Origin of the sequence: Rhodococcus sp. JG-3 (assembly GCF_000482405.1) — a bacterium.
In the GTDB taxonomy this organism is placed as follows: domain Bacteria; phylum Actinomycetota; class Actinomycetes; order Mycobacteriales; family Mycobacteriaceae; genus Rhodococcoides; species Rhodococcoides fascians.
Genome location: NZ_KI519398.1, coordinates 1,470,583 through 1,492,775, shown reverse-complemented (window position 1 = coordinate 1,492,775; position 22,193 = coordinate 1,470,583). Strand labels below are relative to the sequence as shown.

General features: G+C 63.7%; 27 protein-coding genes. 17 read left to right on the top strand and 10 right to left on the bottom strand.

Features of this window, described 5'->3' with window-relative positions; all coding sequences use genetic code 11:
* Positions 1-79: 79 nt before the first annotated feature.
* The 5 genes from K414_RS0108560 to K414_RS29560 all read left to right on the top strand — a co-directional run bounded on the left by K414_RS0108560 (position 80) and on the right by K414_RS29560 (position 2,836).
* Complete coding sequence (locus K414_RS0108560) at positions 80-676, top strand: hypothetical protein (protein WP_152530389.1); 597 nt, start codon at positions 80-82, stop codon at positions 674-676.
* A 36-nt stretch (positions 677-712) separates the two neighbouring features.
* On the top strand, positions 713-913 hold the full coding sequence (locus tag K414_RS0108555; protein ID WP_027495568.1) for a hypothetical protein: 201 nt from the start codon (positions 713-715) through the stop codon (positions 911-913).
* A gap of 15 nt (positions 914-928) precedes the next feature.
* Complete coding sequence (locus tag K414_RS0108550) at positions 929-2,056, top strand: cation:proton antiporter (protein ID WP_027495567.1); 1,128 nt, start codon at positions 929-931, stop codon at positions 2,054-2,056.
* A gap of 130 nt (positions 2,057-2,186) precedes the next feature.
* Positions 2,187-2,495 (top strand): WhiB family transcriptional regulator, encoded by a 309-nt coding sequence (locus tag K414_RS29565; protein WP_135043299.1) that lies wholly within the window; start codon positions 2,187-2,189, stop codon positions 2,493-2,495.
* Positions 2,496-2,614: 119 nt separating this feature from the next.
* Positions 2,615-2,836, top strand: coding sequence for an ANTAR domain-containing protein (locus K414_RS29560; RefSeq protein ID WP_230591697.1), 222 nt, complete (start codon positions 2,615-2,617; stop codon positions 2,834-2,836).
* Positions 2,837-2,980: 144 nt separating this feature from the next.
* Here the strand turns inward: K414_RS29560 and K414_RS0108535 are convergent, their stop codons facing one another.
* Complete coding sequence (locus K414_RS0108535; protein ID WP_081701565.1) at positions 2,981-4,210, bottom strand: EAL domain-containing protein; 1,230 nt, start codon at positions 4,208-4,210, stop codon at positions 2,981-2,983.
* 423 nt (positions 4,211-4,633) lie between these two features.
* Here K414_RS0108535 and praA point away from each other — a divergent pair, with 423 nt between their 5' ends.
* Together praA and K414_RS0108525 are read left to right on the top strand one after the other, a co-directional pair.
* Positions 4,634-5,143 (top strand): alkane oxidation protein activator PraA, encoded by a 510-nt coding sequence (gene praA, locus K414_RS0108530; RefSeq protein ID WP_081701564.1) that lies wholly within the window; start codon positions 4,634-4,636, stop codon positions 5,141-5,143.
* Between the two features lie 44 nt (positions 5,144-5,187).
* Entirely contained in the window at positions 5,188-5,910 is a 723-nt protein-coding gene (locus K414_RS0108525; RefSeq protein ID WP_027495562.1) for a hypothetical protein, read from the top strand.
* A gap of 69 nt (positions 5,911-5,979) precedes the next feature.
* Here the strand turns inward: K414_RS0108525 and K414_RS26445 are convergent, their stop codons facing one another.
* Together K414_RS26445 and K414_RS29060 are read right to left on the bottom strand one after the other, a co-directional pair.
* Positions 5,980-7,089 carry a GGDEF domain-containing protein gene (locus tag K414_RS26445; protein WP_051365011.1) on the bottom strand — a complete coding sequence of 370 codons (1,110 nt, stop codon included), beginning with the start codon at positions 7,087-7,089 and terminating at the stop codon, positions 5,980-5,982.
* Positions 7,090-7,187: 98 nt separating this feature from the next.
* Complete coding sequence (locus tag K414_RS29060) at positions 7,188-7,406, bottom strand: hypothetical protein (RefSeq protein ID WP_027495561.1); 219 nt, start codon at positions 7,404-7,406, stop codon at positions 7,188-7,190.
* Positions 7,407-8,178: 772 nt separating this feature from the next.
* Between K414_RS29060 and K414_RS0108505 the strand changes: the two genes are divergently transcribed.
* The 6 genes from K414_RS0108505 (at position 8,179) to K414_RS0108480 (ending at position 13,432) form a co-directional block, all read left to right on the top strand.
* The gene (locus K414_RS0108505; protein WP_027495560.1) at positions 8,179-9,402 is read left to right on the top strand and encodes an alkane 1-monooxygenase; all 1,224 of its coding nucleotides are present in this window, start codon (positions 8,179-8,181) and stop codon (positions 9,400-9,402) included.
* Positions 9,402-9,566 carry a rubredoxin gene (locus tag K414_RS0108500; protein ID WP_027495559.1) on the top strand — a complete coding sequence of 55 codons (165 nt, stop codon included), beginning with the start codon at positions 9,402-9,404 and terminating at the stop codon, positions 9,564-9,566. The genes K414_RS0108505 and K414_RS0108500 overlap by 1 nt, the downstream gene beginning before the upstream one ends.
* Positions 9,563-9,736, top strand: a complete 174-nt coding sequence (locus K414_RS0108495) for a rubredoxin (RefSeq protein ID WP_027495558.1) — start codon at positions 9,563-9,565, stop codon at positions 9,734-9,736. Before K414_RS0108500 ends, K414_RS0108495 begins: the two co-directional genes overlap by 4 nt.
* On the top strand, positions 9,733-10,947 hold the full coding sequence (locus K414_RS26440) for an FAD-dependent oxidoreductase (RefSeq protein WP_051365010.1): 1,215 nt from the start codon (positions 9,733-9,735) through the stop codon (positions 10,945-10,947). Before K414_RS0108495 ends, K414_RS26440 begins: the two co-directional genes overlap by 4 nt.
* 10 nt (positions 10,948-10,957) lie before the next feature.
* Positions 10,958-11,578: a TetR family transcriptional regulator gene (locus tag K414_RS0108485; protein WP_027495557.1), complete on the top strand. Its 621-nt coding sequence runs from the start codon at positions 10,958-10,960 to the stop codon at positions 11,576-11,578.
* A 390-nt stretch (positions 11,579-11,968) separates the two neighbouring features.
* Entirely contained in the window at positions 11,969-13,432 is a 1,464-nt protein-coding gene (locus K414_RS0108480; protein ID WP_027495556.1) for a PLP-dependent aminotransferase family protein, read from the top strand.
* Positions 13,433-13,470: 38 nt separating this feature from the next.
* Here the strand turns inward: K414_RS0108480 and K414_RS0108475 are convergent, their stop codons facing one another.
* Together K414_RS0108475 and K414_RS0108470 are read right to left on the bottom strand one after the other, a co-directional pair.
* Positions 13,471-13,920 carry a YdeI/OmpD-associated family protein gene (locus K414_RS0108475; protein WP_027495555.1) on the bottom strand — a complete coding sequence of 150 codons (450 nt, stop codon included), beginning with the start codon at positions 13,918-13,920 and terminating at the stop codon, positions 13,471-13,473.
* Between the two features lie 105 nt (positions 13,921-14,025).
* The gene (locus K414_RS0108470; RefSeq protein ID WP_027495554.1) at positions 14,026-14,493 is read right to left on the bottom strand and encodes an SRPBCC family protein; all 468 of its coding nucleotides are present in this window, start codon (positions 14,491-14,493) and stop codon (positions 14,026-14,028) included.
* Positions 14,494-14,591: 98 nt separating this feature from the next.
* Here K414_RS0108470 and K414_RS0108465 point away from each other — a divergent pair, with 98 nt between their 5' ends.
* On the top strand, positions 14,592-15,200 hold the full coding sequence (locus K414_RS0108465) for an ATP-dependent Clp protease proteolytic subunit (protein WP_032366937.1): 609 nt from the start codon (positions 14,592-14,594) through the stop codon (positions 15,198-15,200).
* Positions 15,197-15,826: an ATP-dependent Clp protease proteolytic subunit gene (locus tag K414_RS0108460; protein ID WP_027495552.1), complete on the top strand. Its 630-nt coding sequence runs from the start codon at positions 15,197-15,199 to the stop codon at positions 15,824-15,826. Before K414_RS0108465 ends, K414_RS0108460 begins: the two co-directional genes overlap by 4 nt.
* On the opposite strand, the gene K414_RS26435 is transcribed toward K414_RS0108460, so the two are convergent.
* Both K414_RS26435 and K414_RS0108450 read right to left on the bottom strand, forming a co-directional pair.
* Complete coding sequence (locus K414_RS26435; protein ID WP_032366939.1) at positions 15,784-16,086, bottom strand: helix-turn-helix transcriptional regulator; 303 nt, start codon at positions 16,084-16,086, stop codon at positions 15,784-15,786. The two genes, K414_RS0108460 and K414_RS26435, sit on opposite strands and share 43 nt — an antisense overlap.
* A gap of 66 nt (positions 16,087-16,152) precedes the next feature.
* Positions 16,153-16,815: a class I SAM-dependent methyltransferase gene (locus K414_RS0108450; protein WP_152530388.1), complete on the bottom strand. Its 663-nt coding sequence runs from the start codon at positions 16,813-16,815 to the stop codon at positions 16,153-16,155.
* Between the two features lie 112 nt (positions 16,816-16,927).
* Between K414_RS0108450 and K414_RS0108445 the strand changes: the two genes are divergently transcribed.
* The gene (locus K414_RS0108445) at positions 16,928-17,599 is read left to right on the top strand and encodes a TetR family transcriptional regulator (RefSeq protein WP_027495550.1); all 672 of its coding nucleotides are present in this window, start codon (positions 16,928-16,930) and stop codon (positions 17,597-17,599) included.
* On the top strand, positions 17,596-18,528 hold the full coding sequence (locus K414_RS0108440) for a TIGR01777 family oxidoreductase (protein WP_027495549.1): 933 nt from the start codon (positions 17,596-17,598) through the stop codon (positions 18,526-18,528). Before K414_RS0108445 ends, K414_RS0108440 begins: the two co-directional genes overlap by 4 nt.
* Positions 18,529-18,544: 16 nt before the next feature.
* On the opposite strand, the gene K414_RS0108435 is transcribed toward K414_RS0108440, so the two are convergent.
* From K414_RS0108435 to K414_RS0108425, 3 genes are read right to left on the bottom strand one after another with little or no spacing between them, the layout of a single operon-like run.
* Complete coding sequence (locus tag K414_RS0108435; RefSeq protein ID WP_027495548.1) at positions 18,545-19,300, bottom strand: SDR family NAD(P)-dependent oxidoreductase; 756 nt, start codon at positions 19,298-19,300, stop codon at positions 18,545-18,547.
* Positions 19,297-20,856, bottom strand: coding sequence for an AMP-binding protein (locus K414_RS0108430; RefSeq protein WP_027495547.1), 1,560 nt, complete (start codon positions 20,854-20,856; stop codon positions 19,297-19,299). The genes K414_RS0108435 and K414_RS0108430 overlap by 4 nt, the downstream gene beginning before the upstream one ends.
* Positions 20,857-20,867: 11 nt before the next feature.
* Positions 20,868-21,992: a DUF5938 domain-containing protein gene (locus K414_RS0108425; RefSeq protein ID WP_027495546.1), complete on the bottom strand. Its 1,125-nt coding sequence runs from the start codon at positions 21,990-21,992 to the stop codon at positions 20,868-20,870.
* Positions 21,993-22,193: the final 201 nt, after the last annotated feature.

The following is a 22,193-nucleotide window of genomic DNA, read 5'->3' as shown; positions in this document are numbered from 1 at the left end:
GTGCCCTTACATACGAGTGCACGGCGTCGGAGACTCGTAATCGACGCCGAACACACGGCGGTGAGGGGTAGGTGACCGCATGCTCGCAGAACTCGCGCACCGGTGGTGGCGTCGAACTCCTTGGTGTTCCAATCCGCTGATGCGACTGCCGGACAGGATCGAACGAACGGCCTACGTCGTCGGTGTCGCGGTCCTTCTGTTGCTGATACCCGTCGCCGCGACGATCGGTTCGGTGACCTACAGCGACCTGTCGACGCGGTCACGTCAGCAACGGGCACAATACGTTCAGGTCGACGCCCGAGTGATCGACACCGCGCAGTCCACGAGTACCGGCAGCGACAGCACCACGCTCGCCACCGGTGTCGCAACGGTGCAATGGAGTGCACCGGACGGGTCGATTCGCTCGGAATCGACCGAGGTTCCCTCGGACGTCCACATCGGTGAGACCACTCCGATTTGGTGCGACGCGAACGGAACCCTCGCGCGTGCGCCCGTCAGCGAAGTCGGTGCCGTCATCAACGGGGCCTCCACAGCCGTGTTCGTGTGGGTTCTCGGCACGGTCTTGGTCGGATTCCTGGTCTATCTCACCACCGTGGCCGGTGATCGAGTTCGCATGCGGCGTTGGGACAGCGACTGGAAAGACTTCCTGCAGGCGCGAAACCACCCCTCGCGGTAGAGCCGTCGAGCATCCACCGTTCGAGGAGACAATGACATGAGCGATCTCGACACCGAATATCGGTCCGCCCGCATCGACTACGAGCGCAAACTCATGCGCAGCCCTCTGGCGGCGCAGCTGCGTGTTGTCGAGCAGCTGATGAGACTGATGATGGCCGAGCAAGGCGTGCTGCACCCTCGTGATCTCGTTGCGTCGGCGCTGCCGCCGAACATGCACCCGACGCTGAACTCTGCCTGACGTCGGCGGGGTCGTATGACCTTCGAGACGCTCGCCCTGTGTGCCGCGGTGGGTTTGTTCGGCCCACTTCTGGCGCTTCCGCGTGGGCTTCGGATACCGGTCGTCATCGGAGAACTCGTCGCTGGAATTGTCATCGGTCACACAGGCTTCGGCGTCATCGATCCGAGTGAGCAGACACTGAGTTTTCTGGCGCAGGTCGGGTTTGCGCTCGTGATGTTCGTGGCGGGCAGTCAGGTACCGATTCGCGATCCTCGACTGCGGGTCGGCCTCCGGGTGGGCGCTGCGCGGGCTGTGGCCGTCGGGCTGCTGGCTACCGCACTCGGCTGGGCCGTCTCCACTGCGTTCGATCCACCGCACCCCGGTCTCTACGCGGTGTTGATGGCATCGTCCTCGGCCGCGGTCATCATGCCGATAGTCGAATCCAGCAAGACTGCCACATCCGGGCTGATGTCCTTCCTGCCACAAATCGCGATCGCCGACGCAGTCTGTATCGTCGCTCTACCCCTGGTGATCGATCCACCGCGCGCTGTTCCGGCCGCGTTCGGATCCATCACGGTCATCGCTGCCGCCACCGCGATCTTTTTCGTACTGCGACACTTCGACCTCACCGGACTGCGCCGTCGAATCCACCATGTGTCTGCCCAGCGTAAGTTCGCTCTCGAATTGCGACTCAACCTGGTTCTGCTGTTCGGCCTCGCGGCCCTCGCGGTCCACACTCATGCGTCGGTGATGCTGGCCGGCTTCGGCTTCGGACTGGCCATCGCTGCGATCGGAGAACCGCGACGTCTGGCGAAACAGCTGTTCGCCATCACCGAAGGTTTCCTGGGTCCGCTGTACTTCGTCTGGCTCGGCGCGTCACTCGACCTGCGTGCACTGGGTGGCCACCCGAGCATGATCGTGCTGGGGCTCGTGTTGGGTCTGGGTGCAATCGCGGTGCACGGTGCGATGCGCGCGACAGGCCAGCCCGTCGGGCTTGGGATACTCGCGGCCGCCCAACTGGGCGTTCCGGTTTCGGCCGTGACTCTCGGGGAGCAGAGCAGCGTTCTGGCACCCGGTGAAGGCCCCGCCATCGTGCTCGGCGCACTGGTGACCATCGCGGCGGCGGCCGTCATATCTCGGTCTGCTGCTCGTCGTCCTGCCTGAGCGGTGGGCCAGAACTGCTGGGCCCAACGGCGGGTGTTCGGCGCCGCAAGGCATTTGGTTGTTTCGAGTCTCCAGGGATGGGGAATAAGCGTTGTGGAACGATCGGCACGACGCGAAACGGATCACGACGATGACGGATGACCAGGTCTGGCGCCTCAAGGGTGCGTGCATCGAAGACATGGATGCATACGACTCGCAACAACTTCCTCGGCACGGACGCAAACGCGCAGAGAAGGCATGGCGGCTGTGCGCCGACTGCCCGGTGTTGCGGAACTGCGCCGAGCAGACGGCTCGCGATATCGAGTCGGGTCGAATTCCGGTCGGCGTGGTCGTCGCCGGCGCGGCGTATCACGACAATGCCAGCAACGGTCGGCGTACGGATGCCTACCGCACCCTCGAACTTCTGATCGGGAGACCTCTGGCCAACCCGGCTGCCTGATAACGAGGCGGTTACGGAACGCTACGCCACCGGTAACGGCTACGGCACGGTCTGTCGCTTTCACCGCGTGTCTTTCGGTCTCTGACCTGCATGGACGTCAGGTGCGCAACAATGACTGCATGAGCACAGCGCACGTGACGAGGATCGAGGGCCCGCTCGATCTCCAGGACGCGTTGGCGCGTCGCGCGCCTATCGAACAGGCAAAGGGAATCCTGATGGCGGTGCACCGCATCACTGCCGACGAGGCGTTCGCTTTGTTGGTCGAGAGGTCGCAACGTGCCAATCGCAAAGTGCACGACATCGCTCTGGAGTTCGTGCACGAGATGTCCGAGTTGCCCTGACCGACAAGTCGACCCCGCACGCTGTGTTTTCAACGTACGGGGTCTGAGCAATGTGGCAGTCCGGACTACTTCATCACCTGTTGTGCCGTATGCCCTGCCGTGGCTGCCCGAAACATCCAGTACGCACACCACCGGCTCGACGGTTCAGAAGCGCGCGAGAATTGCACGGGCGCAACGGACTACGGTGGCGCGGTCGTACGACATCACATAGTCGAATTCACGATCCGCGTCGGCTTCGCCCCGGTGAAGGTCGATGGCGGCGAGCACTCCGCAGAAATGCGGGCCGAGAACTACCACGTTCCACTCCTCGACGAGTGAGTCCGTCGGGTCGAGCGGGGCGTGCACGATGCCGCCTTCTTGCACGTAGCCCATCCCCACCCCGTAGACGCCGGCATACGAGATCTGCTCCGCCATCGACACCCACCGCGCACGGCTGGTCGGTGTGAAATGCTCGGCCCGCTGAAAGGTGCCGAGTACCAATGTTTCCGGGCCCGACGCCGATGCCTGCATCTCCAGGGACGTGCTCATGGCCACCAACAGACGCTTGGTGCTCCGCGTCGCGACCTTGCCTGCGGCGGCAATTGCGTACGGCGACTCGTGCGCGGTGGCGGGGGTGCTCCAAGTGGGGAACGGCGGCATGATCTCCGCGGCGTCGGCCGGCAACTCTCCGGTCGTCTGAGCAGCCGGGTACAGCTCGCCCACTCCGTAGGTGGCACCGAGACCGAGTGCCCGGCTGCGGTGCACAGCGGTGTCGACTCCGCTGGCCACGACTACGGCACCGGTTCGCTCCACCTGAGCCGACACCGCGTGCGCCGTACGGGCGGTGGCCAGATCGGGCCGGGTGGAGACCATGGAGGAAGACAGAATGATGACATCGGGTTCGATGAGCGGCAGCAGCGTCAGGGACTGCGGTCGGCGACCGACGTCGTCGACGGCAACCACTTTTCCGTCGCGACGTGCCTTGTCGATCGCGGCCAGTGTGCGCGCCGGGCTGTCCACGAGTGCCGCCTCGGTGACGACGACAATGTCGCGACGCAACTGTTCTTCGGTGGCTTCGTCGAGTGCTGCGAGCGAGTCGACATCCATCGAGACCAGCATCGGTAGCCGAACGGCGCTTTCCAGCCGGGCCACTCCCCACGCGAGAACATCGAGTTCACGCTTGGCGTCCATGGCGCGAGCAGCGCGCTTCAGTGCATCGGCGGAGGCGAGTGGACCGTCCTTCGGGCCGCGCAGTTGTACTTCGATTGCCGCCAGCGCACCGTTGTCCAGTCGACAGACCGGGGCGAAATACGGCTGCACCGTCAACTCTCCCGTGTCCGTGTCGACTGTTGAACCTACTTCGGCCAGCGCGAACGTCACACCACAGTTTGACATGGAAAAACCACCCCCGTCACCCAGGGGTTGCTATCTGTTTCAAACCTCTTCGGGTCGTCTTTTCTCGCTGACGCCAGCTTGAACGACTCAGGTGTCGCCGAAGCGATACGGCGCGTCTCGTTTCGGTAACGAACCATAACGGTTCGATAACGCCACAGATGGGTGTTCGACGCGCCCACCATGCCGACTCCCCCAGGAAAAACGGGCCGAAAACCCATGAAGCGCATACCTTCCGAGGTGCCGACCGAAATCAATACCAAGACTTACAACAAACATACCGACCGGATTGTGACTTGTCACTGTCTTGTAAAAGAACATATCCGACATCCATTTCGTCGTCCTAATGTTCGTTTCGGCTGCCGGAGAACCGGAGCCACCGGATGCCCGTCTGGGAGCCGGAAGCTGCTCGGACTTGGAGGATCGATGACGCTCAACCTGCCGTCCCGTACCCGAACGTTCACCACTGTCGCTGCTGCAGTCGTGATTGCCGGGGCCACCCTCGGTGCCGGAAGTGCCGCTGCCGCCACCATCTCACCGGCGAATACCGCCTTCACCGCACCCGGCACGATCGTCGTCACCACACCGGCCTCGTTCGGGGTACCCGTCAGCTGCTCGATCACCCTGTCCGGATCCACCAGCGCGGACGGCTCGTCGGCGTCGATCACCGACGCGAAGATAAGCGGATCGAACCGCCTCTGCGGCCTGCCGCAGCTGAAGAACCTGCCCTGGACCCTCACTCCCACCAGCTCCACCACCGGTGAGGTCTCGAACGTCGGCTTCTCGCTTCTGGGCTACAACTGCGGGCCCGCAACGCTTGCAGGTTCGTTCGACAACATGACCAACACTCTGACGTCGAGCAACCAGCCGATGTCGGGCAACTGCACGGTGAACAGCCTGTCGGTGCAGCCGAACCCGGCATTCACCTTGTCCTGATCGCCAATTCCTTTCCAGCACAACAACAATATTCAGGAGAGCACGTGAAGATCCGTAACAAAGCCGTCGTCACCGCGACGGCCTTGGCGTCGAGTGTCGCTCTGGCGACCTTGGTCGCCGGCCCGGCCAACGCTGCCGACACCCTTCCCATCACGTTCCAGGCCGACACCACGACCGTGATCGCCAAGACCGGCCAGCCGGTGGTCTTCCCGACCACCGCTCTGGCCACCGACGTCGACCTCGTCGGCGGAACGGTGACCGGCACTCTTGCCTTGCCGCAGGCATCGGCCGATCTGAAGCTGGGCCCGGCGACGCTCGCCAACTTCACCATCTCGATCGTCGACGCCACTCCGGTCTCCGGCACCATTGCAGCCGGCGGTCCCGCCGAGGCACCGCAACTGGAGCTGAATGTCGCGCAGAGCTTCAAGATTCGCATCGACTCCGTCAAGCCCCTCGGCATCGGCGGCACCGGATCGTCCGGGTCGGCGGCACTCGACCTGATTCCCCCGGGGAGCAACTGCGTCACCAGCGAGACCACCGCCAATCTGACCGGTGCCCTCGACGCGATCGATCTGATTCAGAACAACGAGGCCGACACCCATGTGAAGGGCACGTACACGATTCCGCAGTTCCAGAACTGCGGCACGTACACCTCGTTGCTCAACGGTCTCATCGCCGGCCCCAACAACACCCTCGACGTGCACCTGACCAACCCGGTCTTCGACGTCGGAACGCAGCAGGCCATCGCGGCCAAGGTTGCTCCGTAGCAACATATTTCGACTCCGTTGACGGCGTCGACCGGTTCCGGAAGTGGGATCGGTCGACGCCGTCGTTCGTCAGTGCGGCTCGCCGGCCGGCCGCGGCGATCGAGGCTCGCCCTCCGACAGAGCGACGCGGTCGCCGCCGAGCCCCTTGGCCCGGTACATCGCCCGGTCCGCGCGACCCAGCAACTCTTCCACTGCGGTACCGATCTCTCGCGCGTCGACAACCGCATGCGCGACGCCTATCGAGGCGGTCAGCGGGGACCGATCGGTGGCGTTGCACAGTCGGATTCGTAGTACCTCAGCGCTGGCGACAACCGAGTCACGGTCGTCGAGGGCAACAATGGCGAACTCTTCGCCGCCGAGCCGGACGGTGATGGCGGGTGCCGGAAACACGTCGAGGATGCGGGAGGCCGCCAGCCGGATCACGGCGTCTCCCTGCAGATGGCCGTATCGGTCGTTGACGGCCTTGAAGTTGTCGATGTCCATCACCACGGCCGTCATTCCGGTTGCCGATCCGGGCCGTAGTCGCAGGTTCCCGATCGCCGCGTCGAATCCCCGCCTGTTCTGCAATCCGGTGAGGGGGTCGTAGAACGCGCCGGTGGCATCGCGTCGCAGCATCATCATGAACGTGTGCACGATCAGCGGCGCCGAGAACATCACCAGTATCAAGATCACCAGGTAGACCGTGGCCAGTAACCGTAGTTCGGGTTCGGCCACCAAGGCCGAGCCGTACAGCACCGCGGTCGTGACCAAGGCGAAACCGTAGTGGGCAGTGAGCAGCTTGGGACCGTGGAACCCCACGACGTAACTGCCGATGACGGTGAACAGGGCGGCGGTCGGCAGAACCGTCGTGGGAACACCGATGGTGAGCACCACGGCCGCGAGGACAACGTCGGCGTAGAAGACGAAGGCGATCGACATCTGCCAGCTCGGCCAGCCACCGACCCACCAGGCGACCCCGACCGGGACTGTCGTAGCGACGGTGAACCACAGTGCAGCCGTACCCAAAGTGCCTTCGGCGAGGCCCGGCACCACCAACCCGATGGCCGCCGCCGCGCCGAACAGCCAGCACCAGAGGCCGATGAGGATCTTCGTGATCTCGAGCGCCTGCTGCGAGCGCGCGAAGGCAACGTTCCATCCGTAGTCGACTGGAAGTGCCCACCATTCGCGCAGACTGTTCACGTATCTCGAGCGGCTTTCCTCGTGTCCCGACTTGGATGAACCAGTGAACCACAGAAGATACCGCCTGGTACGCGAACGGCAGATGTCTTCGGCAGGCGTCAGCCGCGCATGCCATCCGCCAATTCGAGCACTCGGCCGGCATAGGTGCCGACGAACGCGTCGAGTGCCTGCTGCGACAACTCGGGGCAACCCGCTCGGCGAAAGTAATGTTCGAGATCGACCAGCCGGTCCCCCATCCCGACGCGTTGGCGGTCGAGGGCCTCGAGCTCGGCGACCAGCGCTTTGAGCTCCGCTACCTTGCGCAACACGTCGTCCATCGCCGTCACCGTCCACTCGCTCGGGTGTCATATGTAGGAGCGGTGGAGCAAGGCTTCCCTCCTCGCTCCACCGACTCGAACTCTACTCCTGATCGAACACGTGTGCGAATTATATCTGCACATTCGCCGGTTTGTACCATCCAACTTGTGCACAAACCCGAGAAGTGACCTACAGTCTGTGCCATGCTCCAGAAAAGGGGTCCGAACGGCGTTCGGCCGCCAGGCTCGACCAGCCCAATCCAGTTGGTACTCTTAGCAATACTCATTATCGCGGCGATCGCTCTCGTCGTACTCGCCATCGCCGAGGGCCGCTTCTAGCCGTTCGCCATCGAGCGTGTGCGGCGATGCCCCGCGTTCACTCCTACCGCTTCGCCACTGACGCTCCGCGGGCTGCGCCGGCATTCTGGCCGACGCAACCCCTTCGGGTCAGGATCCGAGGATTGCGCTCACTGCGGTGCTGCCGCTCTCGGCACTTCCGCTGCCGATGAGCCCGAGGATGACGTCGACGATGATCTTGGCGATGAATGCGTCCATAACTACTCCTGATGTGAAGTACCCCCGACGGGATACAGACGGACCTGCGAGTGCCGTGACCATTCGTGACCGATCACAACGAGTCGGAAGGTAGCAGGCCGATTCGTCCAAACGGTGACGCTGTGACTGCCGCAACAATCCATCCGCCTGATGTACAAATATCTTGATTTGTACACACAAGATACAAATTGCGCGTATTGTCCACAGCACAGTGATCCGCCCTACACGAGGAGTGACGATGACGGCATCGAATGTCGACGATCAGGCACAGGCGCCCGTCGACGAGTGGCACGACCGCAAGCGATACCTCTGGCTCATGGGCCTGATCCCGCCGACGGCGGTGTTTCTGGCAACCGGCCTGGTGTGGGCTTTCAACCAGCTCGGCTGGAACGCCGTGGCGCCGGTTTGGTGGTGGATCGGCGCGCTGCTCGTCTACGGGTTGCTCCCGATCCTCGACAGGTTCTTCGGGCCGGACGGCGACAACCCGCCCGACGAGGTGATGAAGGCGCTCGAGGAAGACAAGTACTACCGCTACTGCACGTACGCCTACATTCCGTTCCAGCTCGCCAGCCTGGTGTTCGCCTGCTACCTCTGGTCCGCCGACAACCTCTCGTGGCTCGGCATCGACGGCGGTCTGGGGCTGCTCTCGAAGATCGGCCTGGCCATCAGCATCGGTGTCATGGGCGGCGTGGGCATCAACACCGCGCACGAGCTCGGTCACAAGAAGGACGACCTCGAACGCTGGCTGTCGAAAATCACACTGGCGCAGACGTTCTACGGCCACTTCTACATCGAACACAACCGCGGTCACCACGTGCGCGTCGCTACTCCCGAGGATCCGGCGAGCTCCAAGTTTGGTGAGAGCTTCTGGGCCTTCCTCCCCCGCAGCGTGTGGGGAAGCCTGCGGTCGTCCTGGGAACTCGAGAAGACTCGCATGGAGCGACTGGGCAAGAGCACGTGGAGTATTCACAATGATGTACTCAACGCGTGGCTGATGTCCGTCGTCCTCTACACGGTCCTTGCCGTTGTGTTCGGCCCGATCGTGTTGCCGTTCTTGGCCGTTCAGGCAATCTACGGCTTTTCGCTGCTCGAAACGGTCAACTACCTCGAGCACTACGGCCTGCAGCGCCAGAAGAAGGACAACGGCCGCTACGAGCGATGCACCCCCGAGCACAGCTGGAACTCCGATCACATCGTGACCAACATCTTCCTGTATCACCTTCAGCGACACAGTGATCACCATGCCAACCCCACCCGGCGCTACCAGACTCTGCGCAGCATGGACGGAGCACCCAACCTGCCGAGCGGTTACGCAAGCATGATCTCGCTGGCCTACTTCCCGCCCGTGTGGCGCAAGGTGATGGATCACCGCGTTCTCGATCACTACGACGGCGACATCACTCGCGTCAACATCCAGCCGTCCAAGCGGGAGAAGATCCTCGCTGCCTACGGAGCGAAGTGATGGCTGTCTACGAATGCCCGGTGTGCGAGTTCGTCTACGACGAGACCGCGGGCGCACCACGCGAGGGCTTCCCGGCCGGAACTCCGTGGTCCGAGGTACCCGACGAGTGGCCGTGCCCCGACTGCGGCGTCCGAGAGAAAATCGACTTCAGGAGCAAGCAATGAAGCTTTATCGCTGTGTGCAATGCGGATTCGAGTACGACGAAGAGCTCGGCTGGCCCGAGGACGGCATCGAACCCGGCACGCGTTGGGACGACATTCCCGACGACTGGTCGTGCCCCGACTGCGGTGCGGCCAAGGCCGATTTCGAGATGGTCGAGGTCGAGCGCGGGTGACCGCTCGCCAACCCGGCAACGTCGTGATCGTCGGCACCGGGGCCGCCGGATACACCGCCGCCAAAGTGCTTCGCGCCGAGGGTTTCACCGGATCCATCACGATCGTCGGTAGCGAACCGGAGACCACGTACCGTCGACCGACTGTCTCCAAGGAACTGCTGCTGGGTACGAAATCGGTCGATCAGGTTCAGCTCGGTGCAGCCATCGACGGGGTCGATGTACGCACAGGCGTCACGGCTACCGCCGTCACCGATTCCGAGGTGCACCTGGACGAGGGAGCTCCGGTCCCGTACGACGCCCTGCTGCTGGCAACGGGTTCTCGTGCACGGCAACTCGACCTACCGGGTGCCGAGCATGTGTTCACCCTTCGCACCGCAGCCGATGTCGCCCCGCTGCAGGCCGAGATCGTCCGAACGAGATCACTGTTGGTGATCGGCGGCGGCCTGATCGGGTGCGAGGCGGCGGCAGCGGCACGATCGCTCGGTGCCGAGGTCACGGTGTTGGAGGCGGCATCGGCTCCGCTGAATCGGATCGCACCGGCCGCGATCTCGCAGATGTACCGAGACCTGCATGCCGACAACGGCGTCACGATGCACACCGACGTCGCCGTGACCGGCCTGGAGAAGCTGGCCGACGGCACCGTTCTCGCAACCTCCGAGGACGGTCGTTCATGGTCCGCCGGCACCGTGCTGATGTCCGTCGGCTCGGTCGCGAACACCGAGCCCGGGGCGGACCTGGGCCTCGAGACCGCGTCGGGAATCTTGGTGGACGCCGGCATGCGTACGTCGAGACCGAACGTCTACGCCGCGGGCGACGTCGCCGAAGTTCCCAACTCGGTACTCGGCGGGACGTATCGGAGTGAGCACTGGAACGGAGCCGTCGATCAGGCGACCCGGGCGGCGCGATCCATCCTCGGTCTCGATGTGGGTGCTCTCGATGTTCCGTGGGGATGGTCCATGCAGCACGGCGTCAACCTGCAATTCGCGGGGTGGACCGATACACACGACGAGTATTTCATGGTTCGCGGCTCCATCGAAAGCCGTCGGTTCACGGCCTGCGCGGTGCGCGACGACAGGCTCGTCGGGGCAATCGGGGTAGGTCATCCCAAGGACATCCGGCAGGTCCGCACCCTCATCGCGAGCGCGGGCCCCGTCGATCGGAACAGTCTCGAAGAAGGTTGGCTGGACAGGCCACATGCGGTCGTTCGATAGAGTCGTGTTCATGCCCGCCGCCGAACAGACGTCGACTCCCGGTCGATACCGTGAAGCCGCGTCCACTCTGGCGCGCGATGTGGCGCTCGATGCGCTGCGCGAGTTGTTGCACGAGCGCAACTGGCGCAACGTCACGATGAGCCACATCGCCAAGGCCGCGGGGTTGAGCAGGCAGAGTCTGTACAACGAGTTCGGTTCGCGACGCGGCGTCGCACAGGGGTATGCCATCAGATTGACGGACGCGTTCGTCGCGATGTGCGAGACCGCGCTGTACCAACACGAGAACGATGCGTCCGCCGCTCTGAGACAGGGCTTTTCGTCGTTCTTCGAGCTGAGCGGTCTGGATCCACTCGTCCGATCTCTGCACAGCGGCGACGCGCCGGAGGATCTTCTGCGCCTGATCACCACCGACAGTGAGGTGCTGATCGACCGTGCGGGCGAGCGTCTGGCGGAGACATTTCAGCGTGGATGGGTGGGCGCAAGTCCACGACAGGCCGACGTCATCAGCAAGTCCATCGTGCGCCTGGCCCTGAGCTACATTCCCGAGCCGCCCGACGATGTCGCCTCTGCCGCAGACGATCTCGCCCTGCTGCTGACGCCGTTCATCGACTCCATCGCCGGCCGCAACTGAACTCGGCACCATAGTTCGCCCTCGCCCCCAGTTCTCGCACCGCCCCCGCTGATCTCGCACCCACCCCCGCTGATCTCGCACCACCCCCGCTGATCTCGCAAACGCGCGCGCGTTTGCCAGGTGCGAGCGAAATAGGCCCCGAATCGGTAGCAAACTCGGACGCGTCTGACGAATGCGCGCGCGTTTGCTGCAGCTCAGCCACATCAGTCGACGTTCACACGACTGCGCGGTGGGCCTGTCGGCGCGCTTCGCCCTCCCTCCCTCAGTGCCACCACAGTCCATCCCGCTCCGACCAAAGACAAGGCCAATACAGCTCCAATTGCGATCATGCGACAACAATGGACTGGTTTTCTCGCGAATTATTCAGTCCAGTGTGCGACAGTGGACTGCATGGACTCGTTCGACGCCACCGCGATCTCGGCCCCGGAGTTGGCAGCACGTATCGGCCCGTCGACGCTGCGCAACAGATCCGGTGGTCCGCTCTACCTCGAGATCGCCGACGAGTTGCGGCGGCTGATCGAGAACGGCGAGGTGTCGGCTCAGACGCGGCTACCCGCCGAGCGGGCACTCTCGATCAGTCTGGACGTCAGTCGGGTCACGGTGGCGTCGGCCTATCGCCACCTTCGTGAAGGTGGCTGGATCAGCGCCCAACGGGGCTCGGGCACATACGTTTCCCCGACGGGGTCGATGCCGGCGTGGAGTTCCCTCGCCGGCGACCGCGACACTGCGACACTGGAATTCGTCAACGCGTCACCGTCGGCTTCTCCGCTGTTGGCCGATGCGTACAGAACCGCGGCCGAAAGGATTCAGGGTCGATTCGCAACCGGCGGCTATGCCCCACTCGGGCTGTCCGAGCTCCGCGAATCGATCGCCGCCTACTACCGGGGGCGCGGAGTGTCGACCACGGCCGAGAACATCCTCGTCACCTCCGGTGCCACCGACGCCATCCATGCGGTGTTGGCGACATTCACCGAGCCGGGTGCCCGCGTGTTGGTCGAGCACCCGACGTATCCGGGTGTCGTCGAACTCGTCCACTCACTCGGCGGCCGATGCATCCCGGTGCCCATCGACCCGGACGAGACCGAGGCGTTCGTGCCGGCCGCAGACCGGGCCGCACGTCAAAGCGCACCGACCCTGGCCTATTTCATGCCCGATTTCTCCAATCCATCGGGAGCTCGACTCCCCCTCGGCACCCGCCGACAGCTGTCCGCAACGATGCACCGCCACGCAGTACTGACCATCGTCGACGAGGTAGCAGCGGACCTGTCCCTCGACGGGTCGCCCGACATCGAACCCTTCGGGGCGGCAACGCCGGATGTTGCGACGGTGACGATCGGGTCGACGAGCAAGACGGTGTGGGGTGGGCTGCGAGTCGGGTGGGTTCGCGCCGAGGCAGGGTTACTGGCGAGAATTGCCGCCACATATGCGCGACGCCAACTTTCGACGTCCATTCTCGATCAACTCGCTGCGGTCGAATTGATGGGCAAATACGACGAGGTACGCCGAGTGCGCGCCGACATATCGAGAGTCGCACGTGATCACACCGTTGCTCTGATGCGGGATCGATTGCCTGATTGGCACTTTCGCGTTCCGGACGGCGGGCTGGCGTTGTGGTGTTCCCTGCCCGACGGTCTTCGATCCAGTGTCCTTGTCGCCGAAGCTCAGTCGCACGGCGTGCTGCTGGCACCCGGACTACGATTCGGGACGGGATATGCCTTCGACGACCGTCAACGCATCCCCTTCACTCGTTCACTTCCCGACATCACCTCGGCTGTGGATATTCTCGCGCGCCTGTCTACGGCGGATAGGTCGACGGAGGTCGTCCCATCGAACAGGCCCGCGACCGTGGTCTGATCGACGCGGGCACCCGCGCCCTCAAGCCGGGTAGTACGTCAGGGCCGAAGAGCCTCGACGATCGACGCGATGCGTCGGTCGCGGGTGTCGGCGCGCTTGGCGTCGGCGACCCATCGTGCGTGTTCTTTTCTCTTCGACGGAGACAGTGCGTCGAATGCGGCGCGCATCGCAGGCTCGGCGTCGAGTGCAGTGGCGAGCTCGGCCGGTAGCTCGACGGTGCGCGGTTCGTCGTCGAGTTCGATGGTCACGTCGACGGTGTCGCCGGCTTCGACTCCGAGCGTGGTGCGCACACTCTTGTTCAGGCCCAGCAGGTTCTCCCCGCCCATGCGCCCGATGCGTCCTGCCACCGTCTGCCCACCGATCGTGAACCGCACCGGCGGCGTCTTGGTGCTGCCGAGTGACGCAACCTGGGCGTCGGTCAGCACGATCGCAGCCGCTGGGCCGCGAGGCTCGAGGACCGTGGTCAGCTGAAGAACCGTCGACGTCATCGGCACAGAATAGGCGCGACTACAGGGCTGAGTGTCCACAATTCGCGTCGACGGGCGGAATCCCGCGCGCCGACGCGAAATGTGGACAGCTAGCGCACCTGCCTGTCAGGACTCCGATTCGATGATGCGCTTGATGGCTGCCAGGGTGCGCGGAATTCCGTCGAGTGCGGCCTTGCTGCGGGTGTCGATCTGCTCCTGCGCGGAGTCTCCGAATTTGCGGTGGAAGAGAGCGATGCCGTCGGGCAGGAAGTTCCAGTTCTCGGTCAGTCGGGTGCCGCCGTCCACCGGTTCGAGTGTGTATCCCCAGCGCACGAAGTTGTCGCCGACGACCCACGCGAATTCGCGTCCGGGCTCGGCCGCTGCGACGGTCGAGACCGTTTCCCAGGTGCGGTCGGGAGTGACGTTGCGTCCGGTGAACGTCGATCCCACACCGCCGCCGTCGGGTTCGTTCCACCAGCATTCCTGGCAGATCGGGCTCCATTCACCTGTTCGGGTGACGTCGGATACGACGGCATAGACATCCTCGGGCGATGCGGCGACGACGACGGAATCGGAGAATTCGAGTGTGGTCATGCCTCCATTGTCCCTCGAGCGTCGCGCAGCTCTGAGCAGCGTCGCTGCCGACAGCAGAATCGTTGGCACACAACGCTATTGGAGTTCACACTCGAACTATGAGCGAGACACCCCGAATGTTCCCACCCGAACTGCGCGACCGACTCCTACGTCATCGAATCCTCGTGCTCGACGGCCCACTCGACGACGACAACGGCACCGTCCTCACCACCCATCTGTTGACGATGGCGGCCGAGAATCCGTCGGCCGATATCGCCCTGTGGATTCACTCCCCTGGCGGATCGGTGCCTGCCATGCTCGCGATCCGCGACGTGATGCACCTGATTCCCTGCGACGTCTCGACGTTGGCACTCGGATTGGCCTGCAGCGCTGGTCAATTCCTGCTGTCGTCGGGCACACCCGGAAAGCGCTACGCGCTACCGCATTCGCGGATTCTGATGCACCAGGGCTCGTCCGGCATCGGCGGTTCTGCTGTCGAAGTGGAGGTGCAGGCCAACGATCTTCGTCATACCCGCGATACGGTGCTCGGCCTCATCGCCGACGACACCGGGCAGACACGAGAACAAATATTCGACGACTCCTTGCACGATCGTTGGTTCACCGCGGACGCCGCGCGTGACTACGGGTTCGTCGACGCCATCGTCAGTTCGTTCGATCAGGTCATGCCTGCGCGTCGGGTGTCGTTCGGGATGGAGATGGCCCGATGAGTACGTACACCATTCCCAATGTCGTCACCCGTGATTCGCGCGGCGAACGCGTCGTCGACGTCTATTCGCATTTGCTCAGCGAACGCATCGTGTACCTCGGTACTGCATTGGATGCCGGTGTTGCGAATGCGATGATCGCGCAGCTGTTGCATCTAGAGGCCGACTCCCCCGATCAGGAAATCTCCATGTACATCAACTGCGAGGGCGGCGATACTGCGGCCATGCTGGCGATCTACGACACGATGCAGTTCATCGGATCCCCTGTCGCCACAACATGTGTGGGGCAGGCAGTGGCGGCCGGCGCGGTGCTGCTCGCCGCAGGTGCGCCGGGTCGACGTTCGGCGTTGACGCACAGCCGGGTGGTGTTGCATCAGCCTGCGGGGCAGGGGCGAGGCACCATTCCCGATCTCATTCTCGCTGCCGACGAAATCGTCAGGGTGCGCGCCGAGATGGAGATGATTCTGGCGAAACACACCGGACGCGATGCCGCGAAGATTCGGCACGACACCGACCGTGACCTGGTGTTGACGGCTCCGTCGGCGCTGCAGTACGGCCTGGTCGACCAAGTCCTCGAAGGACGACGTCAGGCAGCCATCAACGTCGCATTGCCGCGGGACAAGTCGTGATGCGCCAGACCTGAAATTTCGGCCATCGATGTGCCGAGTGCCCCGACGACGGCCGCGAGGATCTCACTCGACGGGTCCTTGCGGCCGCGTTCCAGCTCCGAAAGATACTGCGGCGCAATGCCTGCTCGCGCCGCCGTGTCGGCGAGTGTGTCGCCGCGGGAGTGTCTGCGCTCGCGCAGCCGGCGACCGACCACCTCACGCCACAGCGGTTCCACTGAGCGCGCTGCTCGGCGCTCATCGATTCGTATGACCTCGCCCATGATCGGAGCCTAAGCCTCGATCCCATCAAGGGTCGGCGATTCTGCTCAGAGCAGAGAACCTTCCGATCACCCAGGCTTCGTCCATTCGATGGTGTGCCTGAATCCGACGCGATGTCGCATCGTCGCCCCGGGCAGTATCGCGTCGACCGACCGCTTCACTTCATCGAAACTGAGCACCGGGTCCTTGACCGGGAAGGGTGCCGGCTGCTTTCCCGCTGGGCTCGGCCAGGGATGGCCGACGAAGCCGATCAGCGGGTTGGTCACGATGGATACGGCGTCCCACAGCAGATCCCGGGGACTTCGTGGTGCAGCCATACCCACGACGAGCAGCCGGCCGTTCGGCGCGAGAACACGCTCGACGTGGCGAAGCGTGTCGTCGATGTCGAGGTGGTGGAGAACGGCGATCATCGTGATCAGATCGACGGATTCGTCCGCCCACGAGTCGAGTTGGCGTTCGGAGACAGTCACATTGGTGACATCGGAGCACGCAAGACCTGCGCGGCAGCGCATGTCGGAGTCGATGTCGACTCCGGTGACGTGATCGAAATACGGTGCGAGAGAGTGCACGAGACCGCCACGGCCACAACCCACGTCGAGTGCCTCGCGTAGTCGGCTCGGCAGGTTGGCGAGAATCCAACTGTGGAAGTAGTCGTTGTGACTCCACGGATGCCGCGCATTCAGCGCTTGCACCCATTGAGCCCCCTTGCCTCCGATCAGCGAAGTTCCCATTCGTCTGAGCATGCGTCGAGTATCCAGGCCAGTGCCCGGCCATTGCGCTTGAACATGTTCAAAAATGGGTCTACCGTCCTTTTTGAACACGTTCAGAAAACGAGGTGACCGCATGGCCCGCACATCCGAGACGCGCGACAAGCTGGTCGAAGTGGCTCTTCGGCTGTTTCGCGAAGAGGGGTTCCAGGCCACCACCATGCGCCGGATAGCCGACGAGGCCGGCGTGTCGCTCGGCAATGCGTACTACTACTTCGCGGGCAAGGACGAACTGGTCAACGAGCTGTACGTGGTGATCCAGCGCGATCACCGCGAACGTGCGGAGCAGGTCATCACCCAGGGCGGGTCACTGTCGGAGAACCTGGCCGCGGTTCTGCATTCCGGCTTGGACGTCCTGACGCCGTATCACGCGTTCGGCGGCGCGTTCCTCCAACTGGCGCTACCGACGAGGTCCAGCTCCAGTCCGTTCTCCGAGGAATCCTCCGACGCCAGAGCCATGGCCATCGATCTGATGCGCACAACGTTGGATGCATCGAAGCAGAAGGTGCCCGCGTCGCTGAACGATGCACTCCCGCTGCTGCTCTGGATGATCTACATGGGCGTCACGCTGCATTGGGTCACCGATTCGTCCGACAACCAGGCTCGTACCCGCACTCTGGTCGACGGGCTCGTGCCCGTCGTATCCAAGGCGGTTCGTCTCGCCCGACTCCCGGTTGCGCGCGGCCTGGTAGCCGATGTCGCCGGTCTCCTGAAACGAATGACCTCTCCAGAAGGGTTGAGCCAATGACCGATTCACCATCGACCGTCGTTCTGTGCGGTGCCTCCGGCTACATCGGCGGGTATCTGCGTAGCTACTACGAGGAACGCGGTATCGGCGTCAGGACGGTCGGACGCGGATCGTCCAGCGATGCACCATGGTCCGACCATCGCGGCCTCGTCGAGGTCCTGAACGGGTCCGATCTGGTGGTCAACCTCGCCGGCCGCTCGGTGAGCTGTCGCTACAACAAGACCAACGCCGATGCGATCATGTCGTCGCGGATTCAGACCACAGCCCAGCTCGGGCGTGCCTTGGCACAAGCACACAATCCGCCCGCGCTGTGGGTCAACGCGAGCACCGGAACCATCTATCGCGATGCCCGCGACAGGTCGATGAGCGAACGGGACGGCGAACTGGGATCGGGCTTCTCGGTCGAGGTGGCCAGATCGTGGGAACGCGAACTGTTCGACGCCGATGTGTCGATTCGCCGAGTGGCACTGCGGTTGTCGATCGTGCTGGGCGCGGGCGGCGGGGCGATCAATCCGATCATCGATCTGGCTCGAGTGGGATTGGGTGGCCGCATGGGTGATGGTGGCCAGATGTTCAGCTGGGTTCACGTCGATGACGTCGCTCGGACTCTCGACCATCTGTACGCCACCTCGAACATCGTCGGACCTGTCAACGTGGCGACACCGTTCCCGGTGACCAACGAGGTTCTGATGCACCAGGTTCGGTCTGCTCTCGGTCGCGATCACGGACTGGCGACGCCGGCATGGCTGCTGAAGCTGGGCGCACGGGTGATCCGAACCGAACCCGAGCTGGTCCTCAAGAGCCGGTGGGTCGAGCCGCAGGTGTTGACCGACACCGGGTTCGACTTCCGATACCCGACGTTGGAGGGTGCGTTGGCCGACATCGCATCTCGGACGCGACCCGGCCTGCTCCCCGTCGCACTCGGCTGACGGGGAGCACCGAGCGCTACACCAGGGACGCCGAGAGGCCGCCGTCCAAAATGTAGTGACTGCCCGTGATCCATGTTGCGCGGTCCGAGGCCAGGAACAGCGTCACTTCTGCGATGTCCTCAGGTGTTCCCAGCCGTCCCTGCTTGGCGGCGACCAGATCACCGAACGGGATCTGAGTTGCCGCTTCGAAGTCCGGAACGAGTCGTTCGACCATGGCGGTATCGGCGAACCCGGGGCATACCGCATTCACGCGTACTCCTGCGGCACGCATCTCGATGGCCGCGACGCGTGTCAGCTGAATGACGGCTGCCTTTGTGGCGCAGTACGACCCGAGCAGCGCCGTGCCGCCGACACCGGCCAGCGATGCGATGTTGACGATGTTGCCCTTCGACTCGACGAGCGCACCGATCGCGGCTTTCATCACCAGGAATGTGCCGCGCACATTGACGGCGTAGATCTTGTCGAAACTCTCGGTGGACTGCTGCAGCAACGGGGACGAGACCTCGATGCCCGCGTTGTTGACGACGATGTCCAGTCCGCCCAGAATCTCGACCGCGCCGGCGACGGCTCCCTGTACCTGGCTCTCGTCGGAGACATCGCAGTTGGCGGTGCCCTCGGCACCGATTTCCTGGGCCGTCGTCGCTGCGACACCTTCGTCGATGTCACTGACCACGACGCGCGCGCCCCGCTCGATGAACATCCGGGAGATGGCCTTTCCGATTCCGGCACCGGACCCGGTGACGAAGACTCGTTTGCCCTCGAACTCGCTCATACTGTGCTTCCCTTCGCTGGTGACGGTGCAGACATCGTGCTGCGTACTTCGGTCTTGAGGATCTTTCCCACCTTCGAGCGGGGCAGATCGGTCCATATCTGAATCTCTTTGGGAGCCTTGACGCTCCCGATCCGCGCCTTGACGTGTGCGATCAGATCCTCGGGGGACGCGTCGCGACCGGGGCGCAGAAGCACTGCAGCCGTAACTCGTTCACCCCACTTGTCGTCGGGAAGGCCGACGACTGCGCATTCCTTCACCGAGGCATGCGACAGCAGGGCCTGTTCCACCTCGGCCGAGTACACGTTGAATCCTCCGGTGATGATCATGTCCTTGGCACGATCGACCACGTAGAGGTAACCGGCTTGATCGAGGTACCCGATGTCTCCGGTGTGGTGCCAGCCGTGAGCGCCGACTTCGGCTGTGGCATTGGGATTCCGGTGATAGCCCTGCATCACGAGAGGTCCTCGAACCACGATCTCGCCGCGCTCCTCGCGATCGAGCAGGCGGCCGTCCTCGTTCATGATCGCCACCGTCGTCAGTGGCGTCGGCTTGCCCGCCGAGGTCAACCGTTCGACCGCGATGGAACCGTCACTCCGGAAGTGATCGGCCGGTGCGAGCGTCGCGATCATGTTCGGTGCCTCGGTCTGCCCGAAGAGCTGCCCCAGCACCGGCCCGATTCGGGTCAGCGCCTCCTCCAACCGTGTCGGTGACATCGGCGCAGCCCCGTACCAGAGGCATCGGAGCGACAACAGATCCCGCGTGTCGAGGTCGGGGTGGTCGAGTACCCCGTAGACGACCGTCGGCGGCAAGAATGCGTGCGTGATCCGGTGGTGCTCGATGAGCGAGAGAAACTGGCCGATGTCCGGAGCCGGCATCACGACCACGTGGCCACCCAGGCTCAGGATGGGGAATGTCAGTACCCCCGCCGAATGGGTCAACGGTGCCAGTGCGAGGTATCGGGGCCGGTCCCCGAACGGGTAGCTCATCAGTGCCGTCGCCGTCGAGGTCATCATGTTCTCTTCGGTGAGTCTGACGCCCTTCGGTTTTCCCGTCGTTCCGCCGGTTCCGGCGATCATGGCGAGCCCGTCGGCCGGTCGCCTGTCGACGACCGAGTCCGAGCGGTGTTCGACGAGCCATCGGTCGTACGACAGTGCTCCCGGCACGTCGCCGTCCAGGCAGACCAGCCATTCCAGTTGCGGCAGCTGGTCTCTGATGCGGCCGACCAGATCCGCGAATGCTTTCTGGAAGAACAGGAGTCGGCACCCGAACAGATCGAACAGTTGTCGATTCTCGTCGGCCTCGTTTCGCGGATTGATCGGACACCACACTGCGCCTGCGCGGGAGATTGCGAAAACGCAGGTCAGGGCGAGAGGGTCGTTGCCGGAGAGCACCGCAATACGATCCCCGGTCTCGATACCGTTGTGTTGCAACGCTCCGGCGATGGAGACCGTGTCGTCGTACACCTCGCCGTAGCTCTTCGTGGTGTCAGCCATGGTGAGGCAGGGGGCGTCTCGGCCCAGGGACATGCCCTTGTCGAGGTAGTCGGATAGCCGCATCGGCCGGGTCCTCAGCTGTGTGCTGTGACGACGGGGTCGAGCACCAGACCGAAGGCGCGGAGCACGCCGAGCAGTTCGCGGTGTCCGAACGCCTGGCAGCTCGAGGCGAATCCGACCTTCTTGGGCGGCCCCTGCAACACGTGTGCCGCTGCGAATGCGTTGAGCAGAGCGGTCTGCTTGTAGTTGCAGTTGCCGTGAATCACCGTGTGCACGCGGCCGAGTGGGCCCGATGCGTAGACCGAGTCGAGGGAGGTGTTGATACGGGGATTCTCCCGCGGCGGGGTCTCACTGCGCACCGACGCCGACACCGTATCGATGATGTCGTACTTCTCGGCGTCGGTCTTGCCTTCCATCTGCGCCATTGCGCCGGCGATGATCTGAGGCACGGCGAGCATGAGCGGCTTGTTCATCACCCCGCCGTAGGCGCGTGCGTTCGCGACTCGGGGATCGTTCTTGAACCACACCGGATGCGACGTACCGCCCCACGGCAGCGCCAAGCCCAGATCGTGCTGGCCCGGCACGACCACCTGGAACACCCCGTCGTCGGGCCATTCCACGTACTCGTTCTGTTCGAGGTAGTACGCCTTGGAGAAGGCGGCATTGGTCAGGATGGTGTTGGTCGACGCGACCGTCGGATGTCCCTTCCAGAAGACCTCGATGTCGAGGGTGTCGAGGCCCGGGGTCTCGAGGCAGATGTTGGCCGCGATCTCGCCGATGCTGTACATCTGCGCCAAACCCGGTGTCAGAACGATGTTTCGGGCGGCGAATTCTGCGCCGTACTTCTTCTCGGCATCGATGATCCAGTCCTGCTCACCGGTGGTGTCGGTGTAGTGCGCACCGATCTCGATGCATGCCTGCGCCACCTCGTGTCCGAACCGCGAGAACGGACCGACCGTGTTGAGCACGATCGCGGCTCCTCGAAACGCTTCTGCCAGTGCGGAAGCCGTGTGCTCGACCTCGACGACATCGTATTCAACCGTCTCGACGCCTGGGACGGCGTCGACGATGCCCTTGACTCGGCTTTCGTCGCGGCCGGCGGCCAGGAAGGGAATGTTGTACTCGCGCAGGTATTCGCAGATCAGTCGCCCGGTGTATCCCGATGCCCCGTAGACGACGACGCGCTTGTCGGTTGGCATGAAGAGTCCTCTCGTGATCGGCCGTCGTCGGACGGGCCGAGGTTGATCGAGCCGTGAAGCACCGGAGGCAGGTGTGCATCCACCCCTCTGACGTGTGCTGCGGATCACACTAAGTTAGAATTTGTACACACGTCAAGGTTTTTCTTGACGACTGCCCAAAATCCGGTTTTCAACGGCTCGGGCATACACTGATCAGCGAAA